Source organism: Paenibacillus sp. Marseille-Q4541 (genome assembly GCF_018310695.1).
Lineage (GTDB): Bacteria > Bacillota > Bacilli > Paenibacillales > Paenibacillaceae > Paenibacillus.
Map to the genome: position 1 here is coordinate 86472 of NZ_JAGXCY010000013.1, position 21485 is coordinate 107956.

Sequence of the window (21485 nt, forward strand, 5' to 3'; positions counted from 1 at the left end):
TTTTTTAATTCGTTCATTCCTGATCTCTTAATTCAATACGGTAAGTTCATGATCCTGTACTTTACCTTTTTCTTTTCGCCCGACAATCAGATAATACAAGAAAAGTGCAACTACAAGGAGAATGCCCATCGCGATATACATTCCTCTATATCCGATAGATGGAGCCAAAAATCCAAGTAAGAACGGTCCGACACCGATGCCCACATCTACACAAATATAGAAAGTGGAGGTAGCAAGCCCCATCCGGTGAACTGGTGATTTTTTGACCGCCAGCGCCTGAGCACTGGACTGCGTTGTTCCGTATCCAAGCCCAACGAAGACGGCTGATATCAGCAACATGAATCCCGAGTGAACCTGACTTAGCAGGAAGATCCCAATAGCAAAGGAAATAATTGCCGGATACATAACAAAGTTAACGCCATACTTATCAAACCATTTTCCTGTAAAAGGTCTCGTCAAGATGACGACGATTGCATACACAATAAAGAAGAAACTGGCCACTTCGGTCAGGCTGATCTTCTCCGCATAAAGCGTGAGATAAGACAGAATACTGGAGTAAGCAAACCCCATAAAGAAGCTAACAATTGAAATTGGCACTGCTTTCGGCTCGATAAAATTGGACAGTTTTAAGCCTTTCAGATCGCCCTTCTGCTCTGCAGTTAAAGTAAGCTGAGGAACCTTCATGAAAAAGGCAGCGAGCAAAGAAAGCACACCGAGTACGGCGCATAATACAAAATTCCCGGTTACGGAAACATTACCGCTAATCATCAGTCCCAAGAAGGGGCCGATAGCCGATGCGATAATAATACTCACCCCATAATAGCCGGTTCCTTCTCCTCTTCTGCTATGCGGAATAAGACTAGCGGATATGGTACCTGTAGCTGTCGAAGCTAAAGCAAAAGCCATACCATGCAGAAAACGAACAACAAGCAGCGCAGCCATACTATTGATAACAAAATAGAGCAGGCCTAGGAGGGCAAAGAAAATAAGTCCTGTAAATAACATACGTTTACGTCCTACGCGTTCAATCAAACTTCCGCCCGCCAGACGACCAATCAGGGCGCCGATAACAAAGATGCTCGATCCTAGAGCTGCCAAGCTTTCGGATACATGGAATTCTTTAATCGCGTAAGAGGGGATGACGACGACAAGTAAATAAAAGCAAAGAAACAATAAAAAATTCACACCAAAAACGATCAGGAAGTCTTTAGTCCATAATCGCTCTTTTGTATCTGTGGTTTCCATTTAATCACCTTTTTCAATAATGTTGTTTCGGACGAGATCCATTACCTGGATAACCAAGCTTTGTTCCTCGGCAGAAACGCCCTCCATAATTTTCTTCTCGTACTCATCCAGCAACTTACGGATCTCAGCAGTGACTTCCTTGCCTCTCTCCGAAAGCTGGATTCTCTTCTCCCGCTTGTCACTAACCGGAATTTGCTCCACGTATTCAAGTTTAAGGAGAGTCATAACGGTTCTTGTTATGGTGGGTTTCTCCACATATAGATGTTTAGACAGCTCTACCAAAGAGGTCGATTGGTACATATCAAGATAGTACATGATTGACCACTGAGCGTTATGGAGCTGATAGACTTCAAGCATACGATTCAGTTCACTGACAAAAGGGCGATACAACAAAAAGTATTTATGAAAAAAAGTTCTGTGGGCGTTCATCTCAACCTCCGAAATTTAGTTACTCTAGGTAACTACTTATTAAAGTATAGTGAAACTATTTACATATGTAAAGGTGTTTTTGAAAATGAATTGTAATAGGTTGTCCATTTGCATGTCTTTTCAGTATGAGTTTTCATTAGAGCTTGCAAGATGAATGCCTATATCATTTGTGGGGAAAATAACCGATGTTGAACAAGGTCCGATGAGGACATCGTGCCTTTTTGAAATGTAGCATTGGGCCAATTACTCTCCTCTTCTTTCGTATTTAAACATAGGTCAATTAAGGATTTGGGTAAAAATCTTAGTTTTATATCCCTCACAAATAGAGACTTTGGTCTCACACATCCTAGCATTTATGTATCCATCTAGATAGTTAGAATCATATTTGTCAAATCTTGTACATTACCCATTCAAAACCAAATTTGTTTGTGATAGCATAGCAGTTGTTATTCGGGTCCTGAAGTATGCTTTCTAGTCAAGAAGTAATAAGGAATATATCCCAACAAGGTGAGGTGATGATGAATACGCTTAAGTATTGATCTTCCTCGCCTTTTTTAAAGTTTACATGGAACGTCAAGAAACAACGATTTTACAAAGTTCTAACGTTTTACTCGCACTGTACTTATACTTTCCATCTATAGTAAATAAGTTCACTATTATATTCTTCATAAAAGGGAGAGAAATCTGGAATGCGTAGTCTTCACAAGCAAAAAAGACGAATCAGCCTGCTTCTAGCTGTCGTTCTGTTGATTAGTACCCTCCTGCCCGTTAGCCTTATTTCTACAGCCAACGCAGCTGTTAACAACGACCAGGTTGTCATCAGCCAAGTGTACGGTGGTGGCGGGAACAACGGTGCTACATACACCAATGACTTTATTGAGTTGTACAACCCTACGAGTCAGCCAATTAATTTAACCGGCTGGAAGATACGTTATGCCTCTAAAGCTGGGAATTTCAGCGACAGTAGCTCTACAACTCTAACAGGTAATATTGCACCTCATTCCTATTTTCTTATTGAGCAAGCCAAAGGGACGGGCGGTACTGTAGCTTTACCTAAACCAGATCAATCAGGAACCCTTGCTATGGGTGCTGCCGAAGGAAAAGTGGAGCTCGTAAACGCAGCTTCAGCTTCGGTTGATATTGTAGGTTACGGCCAAGCAACGAATGTGGAAGGAACACCGACGGATGTTTTATCGAGTTCCGCAGCTGCGATTCGTAAAGCTCTGCCAGGCGGACCTACTGACAATCGTGGTCTGGATACGAATAACAATAAAGACGACTTTACTGTGACGAGCCCAGATCCACGCAACAGCTCTTACGTACATCCCGCTAGTGATGTACTCGGACAAGTAACAGCAAGTCCTGCTCCTAATGCTTGGCAACCAGGGACACAGATTTCACTGAACCCGCCAACAGCGTCGGCTTCTGTATATGCCGATGTATATGGTGCTGACGGAGAAGGTACAGGATATAAACTTGTTACCGAGCCTCTTACTTTAAATGAACCTATTCGAATTGATACTTATGCAGCGCAAGAAGGACTCGCTGACGGCCCTAAGACTTCTTTCCAGTACGATGTTCTGAATCAGACTACGGTAGCAGATGCACGCACCGCAGCCAAATCAGACAATGTATGGACAGAAGGGATTATTACACATATCGAAGGTAGAGAAACTTATATTCAAGATGAAACAGCAGGGATTGTACTCTATGATTACCCGCTAGATGCTGAGCCGGGCGACCAGGTTAATGTAGCTGGGGTTATGGAGATCTATAACAACCTCCAAGAACTTAAACCACATGAGCTTTTGTCTTCCCAAGTAGTTAATCGCGGTGTAGGTGTTCCCTCCCCCCTTTCGATTACGGGAGCGGATCTCTCTACTGTTAATGGAGAGACGTACGAAGCTCGATTGGTCTCGCTAGATAACGTAGAAATTGTATCTGGCACAAAGCCGCAGTTCACTGCCAAACAAGGCGGAGAACAGTTCACGATCTACTCCAACCTTGCCGGACTTCAAGCAGGTAAGACGTACAGCCGGATTATTGGTGTAGTGAAACAATTCGCAAATAATTATCAACTGATTCCATTAAACGAAGCTTCCCTTATCGAGGAACTGTTCTCGGTACAAGCAAGCCCTGCTTCAGGTCCCATCATTCGTGGTAGCTCCGTTACACTATCCAGCCCTACGGAGAATACGGACATCTACTACACACTGGATGGATCTGATCCGACAACATCAAGCACACGTTACAACGCACAAATCCAGATCAACGAAGATGTCACGCTCAAAGCGATTGTTGTTCAAGGATCTGAGACAAGCCGTATTTATGAATTCACTTATACGGCAGTAGACCAACCGCGAATTAGTGATATTCAAGGAGAGTCACACAAGTCTTCTTTTGACGGTCAAAATGTAAAAGATATTGAAGGTGTAGTTACTCAGTATGGCTACAGCTTCTCGAATGGAAGCATCCGAGGCTTCTACATTCAAGATCCTGAGCCAGACAACAACGACAATACATCGGATGCCATTTATGTGTACTCCACAAGTGCAAACCGTCCGGCTATAGGCGATCTCGTATCCGTAACTGGTAAAGTAGCCGAGTATAACGAAGGCAGCACGAGCAACTTGACCACAACGCAGATCGAGCTCCAGTCTTATACCAAGCTAGCTGAGGACCAAGAACTACCCGCACCTATCATTCTCGGTAAAAATGGCCGTGCCATTCCAAATGCGATCATTGATAATGATGAATTAGCGGTGTTCGATCCACAAGAAGACGCTATCGACTTTTACGAGTCCCTTGAAGGGATGCGCGTTCAGCTTGAAAATCCAACGATTATTAGCCCTTACTGGGCAAGTGCAGGAACATATAACATCGCAACCCGTGTTGAAAATAACACAGCCGACGCTATCACTCCTGCAGGTGGTCTTGTTCTGAAAGAAGCATACAATTACAATCCGCAGCGCCTCATCATCGCTTACAGTAATCCAGGTCAAGAAGTCAAAACCGGTGATACGTTTGCATCCGATGTGACAGGCGTCATTGGATATAACAACAGTAACTTCAAAGTCATTCCTGCTCAAGGCGAGCTACCTGCAATTATTAAAGGTAGCTATGAACAAGAAGTAACCACTATTGAGACAGATCCTAACAAACTTCGTGTAGCCTCCTATAACATTGAAAATTTCTATCCAGGTGTAGGAGCGGAGAAAATCAATAAACTTGCGACCTCCTTTGTGGAGAATATGAAGTCACCAGACATCATCAGTTTGGTTGAAGTCCAAGATAACAATGGCGAACAAAATGATGGAACAACCGATGCAATTCAAAGCTACCAAACCCTTATCAATGCGATCAAAAATGTCGGTGGCCCAACTTACGAATACACTGACATCGCTCCTGTTAATAACGCAGATGGTGGTGCACCAGGTGCAAATATTCGTGTAGGTTATCTGTATAATCCAGAACGAGTGACACTATCTGCTAGTGTGAATGCTAAAAAAGGGACTTCCACCGAGGCGGTTTCCTATCATGCAGAAACAGATCAGCTGAGTGTGAATCCAGGCCGAGTGGATCCAACGAACGTAAACTTTAATGCTTCTCGCAAACCACTTGTAGCACAATTCGAGTTCCGCGGCGAAAAGGTAATTATGATTGCGAATCACTTCAATTCGAAGTCAGGAGATCAAGCTCCATTTGGCGCAGTACAGCCTCCTACTTTGACGAGTGAAGTACAGCGTCATGAAATTGCTAAGATCGTGAACAACTTTGTAAAAGGAATCGTCACTGAAAATCCGGATGCGAATATCATTGTGACCGGAGACTTAAATGATTTCCAGTTCACCCCAACAGGTACGATTCTGAAAGGGAACGAGCTTGACAATCTGATCGATACTTTGCCTTTAGGAGAACAGTACACCTACACGTATGATGGTAACTCACAGGTGCTCGACCACATTCTGGTTAGCAAAAACCTGACTGCCTCCTCCGTGGTAGATGTGGTACATCTAAATGCTGATTTCTCTCCAACCAGCGGACGAGTGTCTGATCATGATCCAGTTGTAGCACAAATTAACCTTGGATCAGAACCACCTAGTGAAGAGGACTTTGAAATGACCATTCTTCACACGAACGATACTCATGCAAATCTAGATACTACTAACGCGCCAGACACCATTGCACGACGTGTAGCCGCAATCAAAACAGCCAAAGAAGAGGCGGTTAACCCAATCCTTGTAGATGCTGGCGACGTGTTCTCGGGAACATTATATTTCAATAAATATTTAGGACAAGCCGACCTCGAATTCATGAACCTAGTGAAATATGACGCGATGACGTTTGGTAACCATGAATTTGATAAAGGTTCCGAAGTACTTGATGCTTTCATTAATAATGCCAAGTTCCCATTCATTTCTTCCAACGTGAACTTCTCTGCTGATCCGCTGCTTAACAGCCGATTCAATAATGAAGTGACAACACAGCCTGAGGATGGACAAATCTATCCAGCTGTCATAATGGAAGTAGACGGGGAGCAAGTTGGAATTATTGGTGTAACTACCGAAGATACAGCCAATATCGCTTCTCCTGGAGCTGTAACTTTTGATAATGCTATTCAAAAAGCAAAAGGCGCAGTGGCTATGCTGGAGAACGAAGGAGTCAATAAGATTCTTCTACTCTCTCATCTTGGATATGATCAGGATGTTCAGCTTGCCAAAGAAGTAGAAGGTATTGATGTTATTGTGGGCGGTCACAGCCATACTAAACTCGATAACGCAATCGTAGATCGTACCAACGAAGCGCCAAAATTGATTGTACAGACAGGTGAGAAAGGACAATTCCTTGGCAACCTTAATGTTGTCTTCGATGATCAAGGCGTTCTGAAAGACTGGAATGACAATCTGATCTCCATTGAAGCCAAGAATGCGAATGGCAGCTATGTGATCACACCTGATGAGGAAGCTCTTTCTATTCTAAACACGAAATATAAGCCAGGTGTAACTGCCCTTAAAGAAGAAAAAGTCGGTACGACAGAAGTCCAATTGGACGGGGTTCGTGATAACGTTCGTACCAAAGAAACCAACCTAGGTAACTTTATTGCCGATGGCATGCTGGATGCAGCAAAAGCAGCAGGTACGGGGGCAGTTATCGCTCTTCAAAACGGTGGCGGAATCCGTGCTCCTATCGAAGCAGGCGATGTCACCATGGGTGATGTGATGACCGTACTTCCGTTCAACAATGATCTCGTAACCATTACACTCACAGGTCAAGAGATTAAAGATGCGATGGAAAACGGTGTATCGAAAATTCCTAGTGCAGATGGACGTTTCCCTCATATTGCAGGTATGAAATTCTATTATGACTCGACCAAACCTGTGAACGAGCGCGTACTTCAGATTAAGGTAAAAGGTACTAACGGCTATGAGCCGCTGGATCTGAACAAATCTTATGAAGTAGCAACGAATGCCTTTACCGCTAAAGGAGGAGATTTCTACGCTTCTCTGGAGAAAGCTTATAAGGAAGGCCGAGTGAATCTACTCTATTTGCCTGACTTTGAAGTCTTCTCAAATTACGTAAAAAAAATTGGGAACATTACGGCAGAAACTTCTGCAGTAGAAGGAAGAATTATTGATCTTAAAGGAGCTCCGCTTCCAGAGGAAGAGGTTACTCCTGAACCAGGAACACCGGAAACTGGTGGTGGAGAAGGTTCGGTTACGCCACCAACTGTCACACCTGATCCAGTACCGACTCCAGGTGAAATTCTGCTCAGCGTAACTGCTGAGAATGGAGCAGCGAATGCCGTTGTATCTGAAGCTGCAATGAAAGAAGCATTAAAACAACCAAATGCTGGCCGTATTACAATTCGAGTAACTAGCAATCAGCCAATGACCCAAGCAGATATTCAACTTCAAAATCAAGCACTGTCTGCCTTGATTGCTGCTACAAATGTACAAGTTGTATCTGTTGTAACTCCATATGGCAGCTATGAACTTCCAACGAGTGAGTTAAAACTCTCTGACTGGGCTAAGAAGCTGGGCGCAGAGGCTAGCAACATTCTGCTTCACCTGTCCTTATCCAAGGATGCAGCTGCACTTAGCGCGGCATCGGATAAAGGATATAATGTTCTCGGAGCGGTGAATTTCTCCATCACAGCAGGAATCGATCAAAGGAAACAACTCAGTGTGACTGGTTTCGATCGGTATGTCAAACATACCCTCACCATTGATAAAAAAGCATCTGGCAGTGTAGCCGTCGTTCGAGTGAATGCTTCTGGCACATACACGCCTGTCCCTTTCCGTATGAATGGAGATCAGGTCTACATCTACAGCCATCATGGCGGTACTTATCTGGTACTAGAGAACAAAGTGACTTTTGGTGATATCAACAATCACTTTGCGAAGCTTGATGTAGAATCTCTTGCTGCGAAAATGATTATTCAGGGTCGTTCAGCGCAAAATTACGTACCGAACAGTTCCGTAACGAGAGCAGAATATGTAGCTCTGCTGGTTCGCACGCTTGGTCTTGAACCTGAGACTGGTACAACTGGATTTACTGATGTTCAGTCCGCGGACTGGTTTGCAGGTCAAGTTGCATCCGCTGTAAAAGCTGGACTGATCAGTGGATATACAGACGGATCATTCAGACCAGATCAGAGGATTACTCGTGAAGAAATCGCTCTGATGACATTCAAAGCCCTGACCTATGCAGGCTACGATGCAAACAATAACAGCACGATCAGCTTCAAGGACGCTGCGCAAATTGGTACATGGGCAGAAGAAGCTGTAAAAGAACTGGCTCGCCTCGGTATTCTAAAAGGAGACCAAAATCAACGTTTTGCACCAAAAGCAAATGCAACACGCGGTGAAGTGGCAGCCATCTTAAATCGTATGCTACCTTCTTTTAACTTCACAAAATAATCGCAATCTGCATTGTTACTTACAATAAAGCAACCGTCTACTGGGTTTATTCCAGAGACGGTTGCTTTTATTTTAATCATAGAAGCTTATAAGTAAGGGCGAAGGACAACGAAAAAAAGCCTGCGGCTGACATCAGTCAGCGCAGGCTTTGTTATTGATCGCTTGTCTATTCAGCCGGAGTACTTAAATGAGCAGTCCGGCCAAGCTTTATTTTTTCTAGAACAGAATAGTCCTCTCGTTCCTTATCTTCTTTCATTTCTTCACCACAAAGTACACTGCATTCTCGGAACACGGCATGCTTACATCCATAACACTTATCAGAATGAATGTTAGTCAGTGCCTTATTAATTGCATCTCCTGTGTGTTCATAGAAATGAGAGCTTCCGATCTTCTGGTATAAACCTGTTTTCTTCAATAAACGTAAAGGCTGCGGCTGGATACCCGAAATAAGCAGTTCTCCTCCAGCGGAATGGATTTTATCTGCGAGTCTTTCAAGCATAAGCTCTGCTGTCGTATCCATAAACGGAACTTTTGCCATCCGAAGCAAAATAACCTTCGTATCTTCTGTTATAGATAACGGCATCGTGTCATCAAACCGGTAGGCAGCTCCGAAAAACAAGGGACCTTCCATCGTGTAAATACCGATCTGAGGACAATCATGTTGCTCGTTCACCATATGCGGTTTTACTTTGACCGTCTCTGGATCAGGAAGCACTTTGAAAACTTTATGCGTCTCCCCCATTTGTTTTACAAACAGAACCGCTGCGAGCACAAGACCCACTTCTACCGCGAGTGTCAGATCCGTAAATACCGTAAGCAAAAATGTAATCAACAGCACCAGAGAATCACCCGTTTTGGTCTTGAGAAGATGAAGAAATTCTTTCCGTTCACTCATATTCCAAGCGACAACCATTAGAACAGGTGCCATCGCTGCAAGGGGTATATTAGAGGCGTAGGGTGCAAACAGTAACAGTATCACAAAAACGACAACCCCATGAATCACGCCGGAAATGGGTGACACGGCACCACTTTTAATATTGGTGGCTGTTCTTGCAATCGCTCCTGTTGCTGCAATTCCACCAAACAACGGGGCGGCAATATTAGCAATCCCCTGACCGATGAGCTCCCGGTTGCTGTTATGTTTATCCCCTGTCATTCCATCTGCTACCACCGCAGAGAGCAGCGACTCAATCGCCCCGAGCATAGCAATGACGAAGGCCGGCTGAATAAGCTGAGTAATCCGCTCCCACGTAATATGAGGAAAATGGAACTTCGGAAGCTCACTCGGAATGGCCCCATAAGCTGATCCGATGGTAGCCACTTCTCCTTTAAAGAAAAGGGTGGCGACGATGGTTGCCAGTACAAGACCTACTAGAGATCCCGGTACTTTTGGAGCGTATCTCTTCAGTAACAGAATAACTGCAAGGGAAATGATGGCTACTACAATACTGTACTTATTCAATGTCCATAGATGAGAGCCGATCTCCTTCATATTATCGATAAATGCTTCATGGCGCTGCAATCCGGTTAACCCGAGGAAATTTCCGATCTGACCCGTAAAAATAATAACAGCGATGCCGGATGTAAACCCGATTGTGACAGGCCTCGGTATAAATTTAATCAGGACCCCAAGCTTGAGCAGTCCCATCAAGATTAGCAGAACACCGGCCATCATCCCGGCAATGAGTAGGTTCTCGTAGCCAAATTGCATACCGATAGCAAACAGAATCGGAATAAAGGCTCCCGTCGGTCCACCGATTTGAAATTTCGAACCACCAAACAACGAGATAAGAATCCCGGCAATTATGGTCGTATAAATCCCGTACTCGGGTTTCACACCCGATGCAATAGCAAAAGCCATCCCTAGTGGAATGGCAATAATTCCAACGATCGTACCTGATACGATATCTTTACGCAGAGAAGCCATATTATAGCCTTGAAATCGGCCCCAACCTGTCATATATCATAACCTTCTTTTCTTTAAATATTTGATTATTTGAATATATGAAACATAATACGACGGTATGCCAAAAAAATCAACGCAAAAACGCACACGGCTTCTTTGAACGCCTTGTTAATTTTTGCGCATATCTTCGAGCATAGAAATGGCACTGACCAGATGATTATCAAAAATTTGTTTGGCTACAACCAGCAAATCCTTAATAAGCGGATCACGCAGGGAGTAAATAACCGAAGTACCCTCTTTTACGCTTGAGACTACATTTTTGGAGCGGAGTACGGCAAGCTGCTGAGAAACCGCAGAACCTTCTGAGCCAAGAATGGCTTGAATTTCGTTGACCGTCTTTTTCCCTTCGCTGAGTACCTCAAGAATTCGGATACGCATTGGATGAGCCAGTGCTTTAAAAAATTCAGCTTTAAATTGTTGAACTTCATTATTCATGATAGTAAACTCCTCGGAATTTCCTTAAAAATATATTGTTATCATAGCACAGGTACTGCTATGCCGAAACCTCTAGACAAAAGTTGACTATTCATTTAACTAGTCTGCTGGTTAATGAATATGTAGATACCTAACTTGAACTTAAAATAGAGAGGAACATGAGCATGAAGCAAGCCATGATTATTATTAATCCTTCATCTGGTAAAGAAGAAGCGCTGGAATATGTCCGTCAAGTGGAAGACATTTTGCATGAGAAGGGATACGAAGTAACCGTGAATGAGACAGCTAAAGCACTCGACGCGACAGAATTCTGTATGACTGCCTGCAAGGAGTGTTATGACCTTGTCGTATCCATTGGTGGTGACGGTACACTACATGAGACGATTAATGGACTGATTGACCAAGATCATCGTCCGATCCTCGGCGTTATCCCGCTTGGAACCGTGAATGATTTTGCGCGTGCCCTGGACATCCCGCTTGATCCTGAAAAAGCGATCCAGACCCTAACATCATCAGCAGTCAAAACGGTCGACATGGGCAAAATGAACGATCGCCTTTTTGCTAACGTTGTTGCCGCAGGTTCTCTAGCCGAATCGCTGTCTTCCGTATCCTCTGAAGACAAGTCAAAGCTTGGTGCCTTCGCCTACCTAAAGGAAGGAATCAAGGAACTGATGAGCAATCCCTCCCATCCCTTTACGATTACATACGATGGAGAGACATGGGTAGGAGAATCACCTTTGTTTCTGGCCGCACTAACGAACTCCGTAGGCGGATTTGAGAAGCTTGTTCCGGATGCATCCGTGGACGATGGCCTCATTCACTGCTTTATTGTTAAAAACATTAACGTTTTCAACACGATTACGGTAGGCACTTCTTTATTATTTGGCAGTCTCAAGGACCATAAAGATGTTGTCTATTTTACCGCAAAAAATGTCCATGTCTCTTCCTCTGAACAGATCCTTACCAACGTCGATGGAGAGGATGGTCCTCCCCTTCCGCTTGAACTTCGTATTCTACCTGCTCATATTCAGGTCATCGTACCGGAAGAAGATTCATAATTCATCAGTTACGAAGCCTTACTGTAAGGGTGGACACAGTTCCGCCCTCTTTCTTTTGCCATATAAAGTGCTTGATCTGCCTGCCTCATGAGCGTAATCAAGGGAAGGGGCTCATCACCTTCGTTGATACTGACCTGAGTTACACCAAAACTAGATGTTACACGAACTTCTTTCCCATTAACGAGCATAGATTGTTCGGCAATATGACTACGTATCGAATCGGCCACCGTATACGCCTCCGTCAGAGAAGTATTCGGCAGGCATAACACAAACTCATCCCCACCGTACCTGCCCGCAATATCAGCAGGCTGTATATTTTCTCTGACGGCTTCAGCTACATGTGTGAGTACGATATCACCTGCTTCATGCCCAATCTTATCATTGACCTGCTTGAAATAATCCACGTCAAACATAATCATCGAGAAGGTTCCTCCCGTATAAGTGAGTTTATTCAAACATGCCTCAGACTGACGTATAAGCGCTCTTTTGTTCAGCATCCCCGTCAAACTGTCGGTATCGGCCAGTTTTTTCAGCTTTTTCTGCATTAACACTCGCTCTGTAATGTTGGAGAAAGACAGGATTGTACCCACCTGCTGGCGTTGTTTATTTCGAATAGGAGCGAACTGAATATGAAAATAGCTGTACACTCCATGCAACAAAAACTTTTGATCCTGTTCTTTCCCAGCTTCAATTACCTCAATGAGTTCAGGATATTGACTAAATACGTCACTTGCTTTCTTGCCAATCACTTTCCTGTTTAGCGTAGGTACAATCCCTAACATAGCATGATTATAATCAACCACCATTTGCTTCTCATTCAGAACAACAATGCCATCTTCCATATTCGTAAACACCATATCTCTTGCAATCGGAATGACATCAAACATTTGGAAGCGTAAAAGAGCAATCCCATGAAAAATGAACGATATGCTTGTAAATATAGGTCCGAGATCTATGCCATACGGACTGAGGCCCGTCAGATAAATAAAGCCGCCCATGACGGGGACAATGAGACCGATGACCATGACTACGATCTGAATGCGGAACCGAGCTCTTGCCGCTGTTCTAATTCCTCTGAGTAAAACGGTGATCCCCGCGATCATACAGCCGTACAAAAAGGCCGAATGAACACCAAACCAAAATCCGTATTCAAGTTCGGGCATAGGAAAAGGGCCATCACTACGGAGCTTCATGGATGTGTAGTACAGATGGTGAAAGTCGTTGGTCACCTGCAGGAGCATCGTAATAGCAGGGATAACAAAAAGGCTATAGTATACAGGGCACTTTAATTTGATCCCCACATAATCGATACACATGAGTAAAGTGAATACGGGTATGAGCGTCAGCGGAATATACTCTATTTTGATCCAAAACATCATTTTCTCAATTGAGGTGCTCACAAGTTCAAAAATATAGGCAAAAGAGAATAGGGCGGCCAGCAGTGTCATGATGATGTAATAGCGCCCTCCAGGGGAATTTTTAAATGTTAAAATGCCATAAATGCATAGACAGACACTTAGTGTCCCTCCAAAAAGAATCATAATTATGGGTACAAGCAGCTCTTCTGCCATTCTCATTCTCATCTACTCCAAACGAGATTTTAGACCTAATGTCTTATTATATAGTAGAAACTTCCACAAAAACCAGCTGTTTATTACAAAAATCGACGTATTTCTCTTACTGTAATTATGTAATTATCTGGACCTTTTACTGGCATGAAAAAAAGCCTCGAAATCCTCCCTACAGAGACTTCGAGGCTGAACATGTGCAATTTTTATAAAAATTAGACGCCGCCTTCTGCTTCCCATCTGGCTATCTCTTCACGGACGAGCGGCGCGACTTTCGTACCGAGCAGTTCAATCGCCCGCATCACATCTGCGTGCGGCATCGTACCCAGTGGCACATGCAGCATAAAGCGGGTGATTCCTACATTTTTACGAAGATAAATGATTTTCTCAGCTACTGTCTGTGGGTCTCCTACGTATAGTGCTCCCTCCAGACTGCGTGCAGCATCGTAACTTGAACGAGTATAGGATGGCCATCCCCGCTCCCTACCGATGACATTCATACTCTGCTGCGTTGGCAAAAAGAACGTATCTACCGCTTCCTGCAGTTCATCTCCAACAAAACCATGGGAATGAGACGCGACCTGCAGCTTCGAAGCATCATGGCCTGCATGGGTAGCTGCTTTTTTATACAGCTCAACCAGCGGTGCAAACTGAGTCGGTCTTCCCCCGATAATAGCGAGTACAAGAGGTAAACCGAGTAACCCTGCTCGGATAACCGATTCCTGGTTGCCTCCACTCCCTATCCATACGGGAAGGGGATCTTGCACAGGACGTGGATATACCCCAAGATTATCGATTGCCGGGCGATGAGTGCCGCTCCACGTTACTTTTTCGGATTCACGTAGTTTTAATAGCAAATCCAATTTCTCATCAAACAAAGTATCATAATCGTTCAGGTCATAGCCGAACAAAGGAAAAGACTCAATAAAAGATCCCCGCCCTGCCATAATCTCAGCTCGGCCGTTTGAAATGCCGTCCAGTGTAGCAAAATCCTGAAATACGCGCACTGGATCTGCTGAAGACAAGACGGTCACCGCGCTCGTCAAGCGAATACGGCTTGTTTGTGCTGCAGCCGCAGCCAGTACCATCGCTGGATTTGAAGCTGCATAATCTTTACGATGATGCTCCCCTACGCCATACACATCAAGGCCCACTTGATCTGCAAGTACAATTTCCTCGACAACCTCACGTAAACGCTGTGCGTGACTCATCACCTCACCCGTGTGTACATCCGGAGATGTTTCCGCAAAAGTACTAATTCCAATCTCCATCTTATTCCCTCCGACATCTATTTAAATTCGTAAGTAAGTAACTTTATGATAATAACTATATCTTGAGGCCTCTGCATTGTTTTTGCAAGATGTTTCTTCGTTCAGAGCTCGAATCTTTCGTATTCAATAGTTTATACCAAAAAGACCTCGGAAATTAACCCGAGGTCCTTTCTTCATTTCTTTCCAACCATTATGATGAAGTTTACTGAGCTTTAGCCGTATAAATCAATTCGGATTCATTGACGTTTGTTTTTCCAGCCGATTCAATGGAATCATATTGGTACATATTCGTGATGATAACCGGGGTAATCGTATCGTATCCGGCTTTTTCAATCTCGACACGATCAAATTCCATCAGCAGATCCCCTACAGACACTTTAGTGCCTGCTTGTACTTTTGGAGAAAAGAATTGTCCTTTCAGCTTCACCGTATCAATCCCGATATGAATTAACATTTCTGCTCCGTTATCACTTACCAGCCCGATCGCATGACCGCTCTTAGACAGTGAAAAGACGGTTCCACTGATCGGAGACACGACCCGGCCTTCCGCAGGCTGAATAGCAAACCCTTTGCCCATAATTTCCTCTGCGAACGCTGGATCATTGACTGCACTGAGCGGCTTCACTTCACCAGTAATCGGACTATATACTGCCTGATCTTGCGGTTTTGCTTCTTCAGTCGCTTCATGAGCTGACACAGCGGTTTGAACAGATGTTTCCTCTACCTGTGCCCCTGAGACCTGCTCAGGTTTTGCTGTTTCAGCTGCTGCAGGGCCTTCGTCAAAGCCCAAAATGTAAGTTAATCCTGCTGATACCGCAATTGCAATAATGAATCCGATAATGGCATACACGATAGTTTCACCCAAGACCATAGGAATTCCGGCAATTCCAGCCAGTCCGCCGATAACATAAGCTTTCGTGTGGAACAAGCTCATGAACGCACCACCGACACCTGCCCCGATCAGAGCAGCGATAAACGGCTTTTTGAATCGCATGTTTACCCCGTACATCGCGGGCTCGGTTATGCCCATCAAAGCGGTAACACTAGTCGACATCGCCAAAGATTTAGTTTGTTTAACTTTTGATTTGAGGGATACACCTAGTGCACTCCCTGCTTGGGCAAAGTTCGCAACCATCATCATTGGAATGAGATAGTCATAACCCAATGTGGCAACTGAACCGATCATGACCGGTACGAGCGCATAGTGCATACCCGTAATTATGAGTAGCGAGAATGTACCACCTACGATGAGGCCTGCAAATAGACCGGCATTATCAAACAACCATGAGAAGCCGTCGGTCAAACCGTTACCAAGAATAACACCAAGCGGTCCAACTGCAATAAGCGTCACCGGTACGATAACGAGCAAAGTAACCGTTGGTACGATAATCAGTTTCAAAGAAGCGTGAGTGATCTTGTCTACTGCTTTCTCTACATATGATGCGAGCCATACTGCAATCAAGATCGGAATAACCGATGATGCATACGTTGCGGCAATGACCGGAAGCCCTGCAAATGTAATCTTCTCCCCAGTTCCAAGAAGCGCGGTAATCGTCGGGTGAAGCATGGAAGCACCAATTGCTGCAGCGATATACATATTGCTTCCCAGCTTGCGTGCTGTACTAATCGCTAGAATGATCGGTAGGAAGTAGAACGCTCCGTCACCAATCGCAGATAAGATTTGATAAGTTGAACTTGTATCTGTCATCCAGCCCATCGTCACCAGCAGGGCAATGATCCCTTTGATCATCCCTGCTCCAGTGATTGCTGGAAGGATTGGTGTAAATACCCCGGAGATGAAGTCGAACAATGCACTCAGCGGGTTTTTCTTTTTCTTAGCCACCGTCGTTTCGGCAGAACCGCCATCCGGAGATTTGCTCATATTACCTACTAGCGCATTGTATACTTTCGGTACCTCATTTCCGATGATGACTTGGAACTGTCCACCGTTAATCATGACACCCATGACACCCGGAGTATTCTGCAGCGTCTTTTTATCGGCTTTATCGTTATCATTCAGGTTGAATCTAAGTCTTGTCATACAGTGGGTTACCTGGTCAATGTTCTCTTCTCCCCCGACCAGTTTTAGTATATCTTTGGACAATTGTTGTTGATCCATGATGGTTTACTCCTTCTCTTTGTGTAATAAAAGGGAACAAAAAAACCTAAACACTGAATCAAGTCTAAGCAAAGAGCTTATCATCTCTGATTCAACGTTTAGGTTTTGCCTATTACAGTAACAATCCCAAACTATTCAACTGTTTTTTCGTTTCTTACGATCCGCTCGATGTGAATCGTTAAATACAGCAGTTCTTCCTTGGACAAGATTCGTCGTAAATTTTGCGTGTATAGTCATTGATCTTCATTGCACAAGCATTAGCATCAGGATATTGCTTAACTACCAAATCATGAAGCGGATTATCTTCTTCTTTGTCTTTAACCTCCGTGCCTTGAATCACACGTTGAGCAAAGTACTTGAGATGTGTCAGAAATCTGTAATAGCTTAATGAATCTTCATCAAGCTCGATTAAAAAACTTCGACGCACAATGTTTAAGATATCCTTAACAATATTGGTAATACTGATGGTCTCTCTCATCTCGCCATTCATTTGTGCATTTACGAGATGCATCGCAATGAATGCGCATTCGTCCTCGGGTAAAAGCACTCCAAGCGTTTCTTCAATAATGGACAGCGCCTTAGTTCCGATCGCATATTCCTTTCGGTACATGCGTTTAATTTCCCACAGCAGTGCATTTCTCAGCTGCAGGCCTTGCCTGTGCCGGTCGATAGCGAAATGAATATGATCTGTCAGCGAGATGTAGATACTTTCATGAAGCTTCTCACCCAACACGGTTTCTGCATAGCGTATAATCTCATCCGAACATTCGACATATTCAACTGGGATATCCGACAGAAGCGTTTTCAGTTTTTGTGACACTTCTTTGCTTTCAAGCGAAAACACTTTTTCAATCAAGCTATCATCAATCGAATCGCCCGAATGTTTCTTGAAAGCTATTCCTCGTCCCATGACGACCCGCTCAATTCCTCTCGGATCAATCACGGTAACTACATTATTGTTCAGCACCTTCTCAATTTTCATCTCAACACATCACCTTGCAGGCAGAAATAATAAAAGGCAAAACCAAAGCAGGGTTATGCCCTGCTTCTGGTTTTGCCTGATTTAACAGTAACAATCCAGTACTAATTAGCTATAGGCCTATGATACCATATCGATAGCCGTATGACAACGGTTTTTGAAAGCGTTTAACATCCTACTGGGTTACCCGTTTTACAAAAAGCATTTTTAGGAGTTCGGCTCAGAAAGGCTTGCCCCGTTTGTCGCAATGACTTCCTTGTACCAATCAAACGATTTTTTCTTATAACGTTCCAGACTTCCTGTTCCGTCATTATTACGATCTACGTAAATAAATCCGTAACGTTTCTTCATCTCCGCTGTTGATGCGCTGACAAGGTCGATACAGCCCCAGGCCGTATAACCCATGACTTCAACACCGTCTTCAATTGCTTTTCCTATCTCGACCAAATGATCATTCAGATATTGTATACGGTAATCATCGATAACCGTCTTATTGCCCTTCTCGTCTGTAATGAGTTCATCGATCGCACCCAGCCCATTTTCAACGATAAAGAGCGGTTTTTGATAACGATCATAGTACTTGTTAAGCGTCACGCGAAGTCCTTGAGGATCGATCTGCCAGCCCCACTCACTTGCTTTGAGATAAGGATTTTGCACACCAGCAAACAAGTTTCCTTTTCCTTCGTTACGCTTGTTTGGATCTGCCGTCTCACAGATACTTACATAGTAACTAAACGAGATGAAATCTACCGTATGCTTTAATATTTCGGCATCGCCATCCTCAAAATGAATGTGGATATTGTTCTCTTTGAAATAGCGATCCATATATTTCGGGTAGTATCCTCGGGCATGAATATCAGCGAATAAATCGTTGCGCTGCTCGGCATGCATTGCTTTTACTATATCGTCCGGATTCGGTGTCAGCGGGTAAGTCGGCATACTTAGTACCATACAGCCAATTTTCGCTTCTGGCATTATTTCATGACCGATCTTCACAGCAAGTGCGCTTGCGACCAGTTCATGGTGGATCGCTTGGTAGAGATCCTGCTTTGATAGCTCTTCTTTTGGCGTAAAGATTCCACCGCTCATAAAAGGCTCTTCCAAAATAGAGTTAATCTCATTAAAGGTAAGCCAGTACTTTACTTTTCCTTTATAACGATTGAACAGTGTTCTCACATAATGTTCGTAGAACCCGATCATTTTACGGTTTACCCAGCCGTCATAGGTCTTCGACAGATGCAGTGGCGTCTCATAGTGAGAGATGGTTACCAGTGGTTCTATCCCATATTTAAGGCACTCATCAAAAAGATCATCATAGAACTGCAAGCCTTTTTCGTTCGGTTCCAGTTCATCTCCCTTAGGAAAGATGCGAGACCAAGCGATAGACGTGCGGAATACTTTAAAACCCATTTCTGCAAACAGCTTTACGTCTTCTTTATAACGATTGTAAAAATCAATCCCTACAAGCTTCAGGTTATCCGGCGTAGGCTCGTCCGTTCTTGGACCAACAATTCCTCGCGGCATAACGTCCTGTACAGACAGTCCCTTCCCATCTGTATTATATGCACCTTCCAGCTGGTTAGCGGCTACAGCGCCGCCCCATAAAAAATCCTTAGGAAATTGTTTCGTCATTTCTGATCATCCTCTCCCGATGTGGTTATTATGCATGTTTTACGGACTTACAATACTTCTCCATTGGAGGCAATTACTTGTTTGAACCAATCAAATGAATCCTTCTTGGAGCGAGTAAGGGTTCCGTTCCCTTCATCGTCCAGATCCACATATATAAAGCCGTAGCGTTTTGACATCTCCGATGTAGACATACTGACAAGATCGATAGGTCCCCAGCTGGTGAAGCCGATGAGATCCACACCGTCTTTAATAGCTTCCTTCATCTGTTCGATATGTTTACTCAAATAGTCGATCCGGTATGAGTCATGAATGGATCCATCCTCTTCCACCTTGTCGTATGCACCCAAACCATTTTCAACGATGAAAAGCGGTTTATTGTAACGATCCCAGAAATTGTTCAACGTTACGCGCAGACCGATTGGGTCAATTTCCCATCCCCATTCGGATGCTTCGAGATAAGGATTTTTCACCCCTCCAGCAAGGTTGCCCGCTGTTGTCTCCAGATCTGCGGAAGCCGACTTGGTTACGCTCATATAGTAGCTGAAAGAAATAAAATCAACCGTGTTATTCAGCAAAATCTCATCATCGCCTGACTCTTTTTGCAGGGTGATATTGTTCTCTTCAAAGTAACGAGCCATGTAATTTGGATATTTACCACGTGCATGTACGTCTGTAAAGAAGAGGTTAATCTGGTTCTCGAATTGTGCAAGACGAATATCCTCTGGGTTACAGCTATTTGGATATGTTTCCATACGAGCCAGCATACAACCAACCTGGGAGCCTGGGATAATCTCATGGGCAAGCTTTGTCACGATCGCACTGGCTACGAATTGATGATGCAGCGCCTGATATGTCGTTTGGAGTTTGTTATCTACCTTATCGATCAGGATACCACCGCCTGTGTATGGACTGATCAGCATGACATTAATCTCATTAAATGTTAGCCAGTATTTCACTTTATCTTTATAACGCTTAAACACCGTTTCCGCATAATTTACATAATGCTGAATCACTTCACGGCTTGCCCAACCATTATATTTTTCAGTAAGACCGAGTGGGGTTTCATAGTGAGATAGCGTCACCAACGGCTCAATGCCGTATTTAAGCAACTCATCGAATACCTCATCGTAGAATTTCAAACCTTCTTCATTCGGCGTTTCATCATAGCCATTCGGGAAGATGCGGGCCCAGTGAATCGACATCCGAAATACTTTGAAGCCCATTTCTGCAAACAACGCGATATCTTCTTTGAAACGATGGTAGAAATCAACGCCATGGCGCTTAGGAAAGCGCTCCTCAATTTTCCCTGACAAAATCTCCTCAATCCGCTCAGAGGTTATATCCATAGCATGCCCGCCTTTACGAAGCTCTTTCGGTACATGAGCAATCATGTCTGCTGTGGAAAGACCTTTACCACCCAGGTTATATCCTCCCTCAAGCTGATTTGCAGCTGTTGCTCCTCCCCACAAGAAATTTTCTGGGAAACCTTTTTTTGCTATAGTCATAATTTACGACCTCTCTTTCATGATGTGAGAATGATATATTGGTTATATAAAAGTTAAATAAAAACATATTTCGCAGGTTTCACTGCTCTCTCGGACAATCTCGAATACGCCGGCAATCATTCGAGGTCGGAAAACAAAAAAAACCTAAACTCAAGGTAAAGCAAACTCCACGGGAGTCTGTCATTTTACCATCAGTTTAGGTTTTGCCTGTCTTACACAGTAACAATCCAATAAACGAATGTCCATTTGATATGTGGTTTTCTGTAATGAAAGCGTAACACAGAGAAAAAATAAAATCAACTTCACGCCAGGTTCCAATATCTCCCCTATAGAAAAAAACAAAAGTCTCCAACTTTTG

General features: G+C 43.8%; 11 protein-coding genes and 1 pseudogene. 2 read left to right on the forward strand and 10 right to left on the reverse strand.

Going from position 1 to position 21485, the window contains the following annotated elements; genetic code table 11:
* Window positions 1-27: 27 nt before the first annotated feature.
* Both KFT32_RS14975 and KFT32_RS14980 read right to left on the reverse strand, forming a co-directional pair.
* Window positions 28-1245, reverse strand: coding sequence for an MFS transporter (locus KFT32_RS14975; RefSeq protein WP_211748032.1), 1218 nt, complete (start codon window positions 1243-1245; stop codon window positions 28-30).
* Window positions 1246-1674, reverse strand: a complete 429-nt coding sequence (locus tag KFT32_RS14980) for a MarR family winged helix-turn-helix transcriptional regulator (RefSeq protein WP_211748033.1) — start codon at window positions 1672-1674, stop codon at window positions 1246-1248. It lies immediately after the preceding gene.
* A 689-nt stretch (window positions 1675-2363) separates the two neighbouring features.
* On the opposite strand from KFT32_RS14980, the gene KFT32_RS14985 reads away from it, so the two are divergent.
* A complete protein-coding gene (locus KFT32_RS14985; RefSeq protein ID WP_211748034.1) occupies window positions 2364-8594 on the forward strand; it encodes a 5'-nucleotidase C-terminal domain-containing protein in 6231 nt (2076 codons plus the stop codon).
* 166 nt (window positions 8595-8760) lie between these two features.
* Here KFT32_RS14985 and KFT32_RS14990 read toward each other — a convergent pair whose 3' ends face one another.
* Both KFT32_RS14990 and KFT32_RS14995 read right to left on the reverse strand, forming a co-directional pair.
* Window positions 8761-10554 (reverse strand): SulP family inorganic anion transporter, encoded by a 1794-nt coding sequence (locus KFT32_RS14990; protein WP_211748035.1) that lies wholly within the window; start codon window positions 10552-10554, stop codon window positions 8761-8763.
* Between the two features lie 114 nt (window positions 10555-10668).
* Window positions 10669-10995 (reverse strand): ArsR/SmtB family transcription factor, encoded by a 327-nt coding sequence (locus KFT32_RS14995; RefSeq protein WP_211748036.1) that lies wholly within the window; start codon window positions 10993-10995, stop codon window positions 10669-10671.
* Window positions 10996-11159: 164 nt separating this feature from the next.
* On the opposite strand from KFT32_RS14995, the gene KFT32_RS15000 reads away from it, so the two are divergent.
* Window positions 11160-12053, forward strand: coding sequence for a diacylglycerol/lipid kinase family protein (locus KFT32_RS15000; protein ID WP_211748037.1), 894 nt, complete (start codon window positions 11160-11162; stop codon window positions 12051-12053).
* Window positions 12054-12061: 8 nt separating this feature from the next.
* Here the strand turns inward: KFT32_RS15000 and KFT32_RS15005 are convergent, their stop codons facing one another.
* From KFT32_RS15005 to KFT32_RS15030, 6 genes and pseudogenes are all read right to left on the reverse strand, one after another.
* On the reverse strand, window positions 12062-13630 hold the full coding sequence (locus tag KFT32_RS15005; RefSeq protein ID WP_211748038.1) for a histidine kinase N-terminal 7TM domain-containing diguanylate cyclase: 1569 nt from the start codon (window positions 13628-13630) through the stop codon (window positions 12062-12064).
* Between the two features lie 206 nt (window positions 13631-13836).
* Window positions 13837-14892: an LLM class flavin-dependent oxidoreductase gene (locus tag KFT32_RS15010; protein WP_211748039.1), complete on the reverse strand. Its 1056-nt coding sequence runs from the start codon at window positions 14890-14892 to the stop codon at window positions 13837-13839.
* A gap of 202 nt (window positions 14893-15094) precedes the next feature.
* Entirely contained in the window at window positions 15095-17011 is a 1917-nt protein-coding gene (locus tag KFT32_RS15015; protein ID WP_211748040.1) for a beta-glucoside-specific PTS transporter subunit IIABC, read from the reverse strand.
* Between the two features lie 131 nt (window positions 17012-17142).
* A pseudogene (gene licT, locus KFT32_RS15020) lies at window positions 17143-17993 on the reverse strand (BglG family transcription antiterminator LicT).
* A 204-nt stretch (window positions 17994-18197) separates the two neighbouring features.
* The gene (locus tag KFT32_RS15025) at window positions 18198-19622 is read right to left on the reverse strand and encodes a glycoside hydrolase family 1 protein (protein WP_211748041.1); all 1425 of its coding nucleotides are present in this window, start codon (window positions 19620-19622) and stop codon (window positions 18198-18200) included.
* A gap of 47 nt (window positions 19623-19669) precedes the next feature.
* A complete protein-coding gene (locus KFT32_RS15030; protein WP_211748042.1) occupies window positions 19670-21127 on the reverse strand; it encodes a glycoside hydrolase family 1 protein in 1458 nt (485 codons plus the stop codon).
* Window positions 21128-21485: the final 358 nt, after the last annotated feature.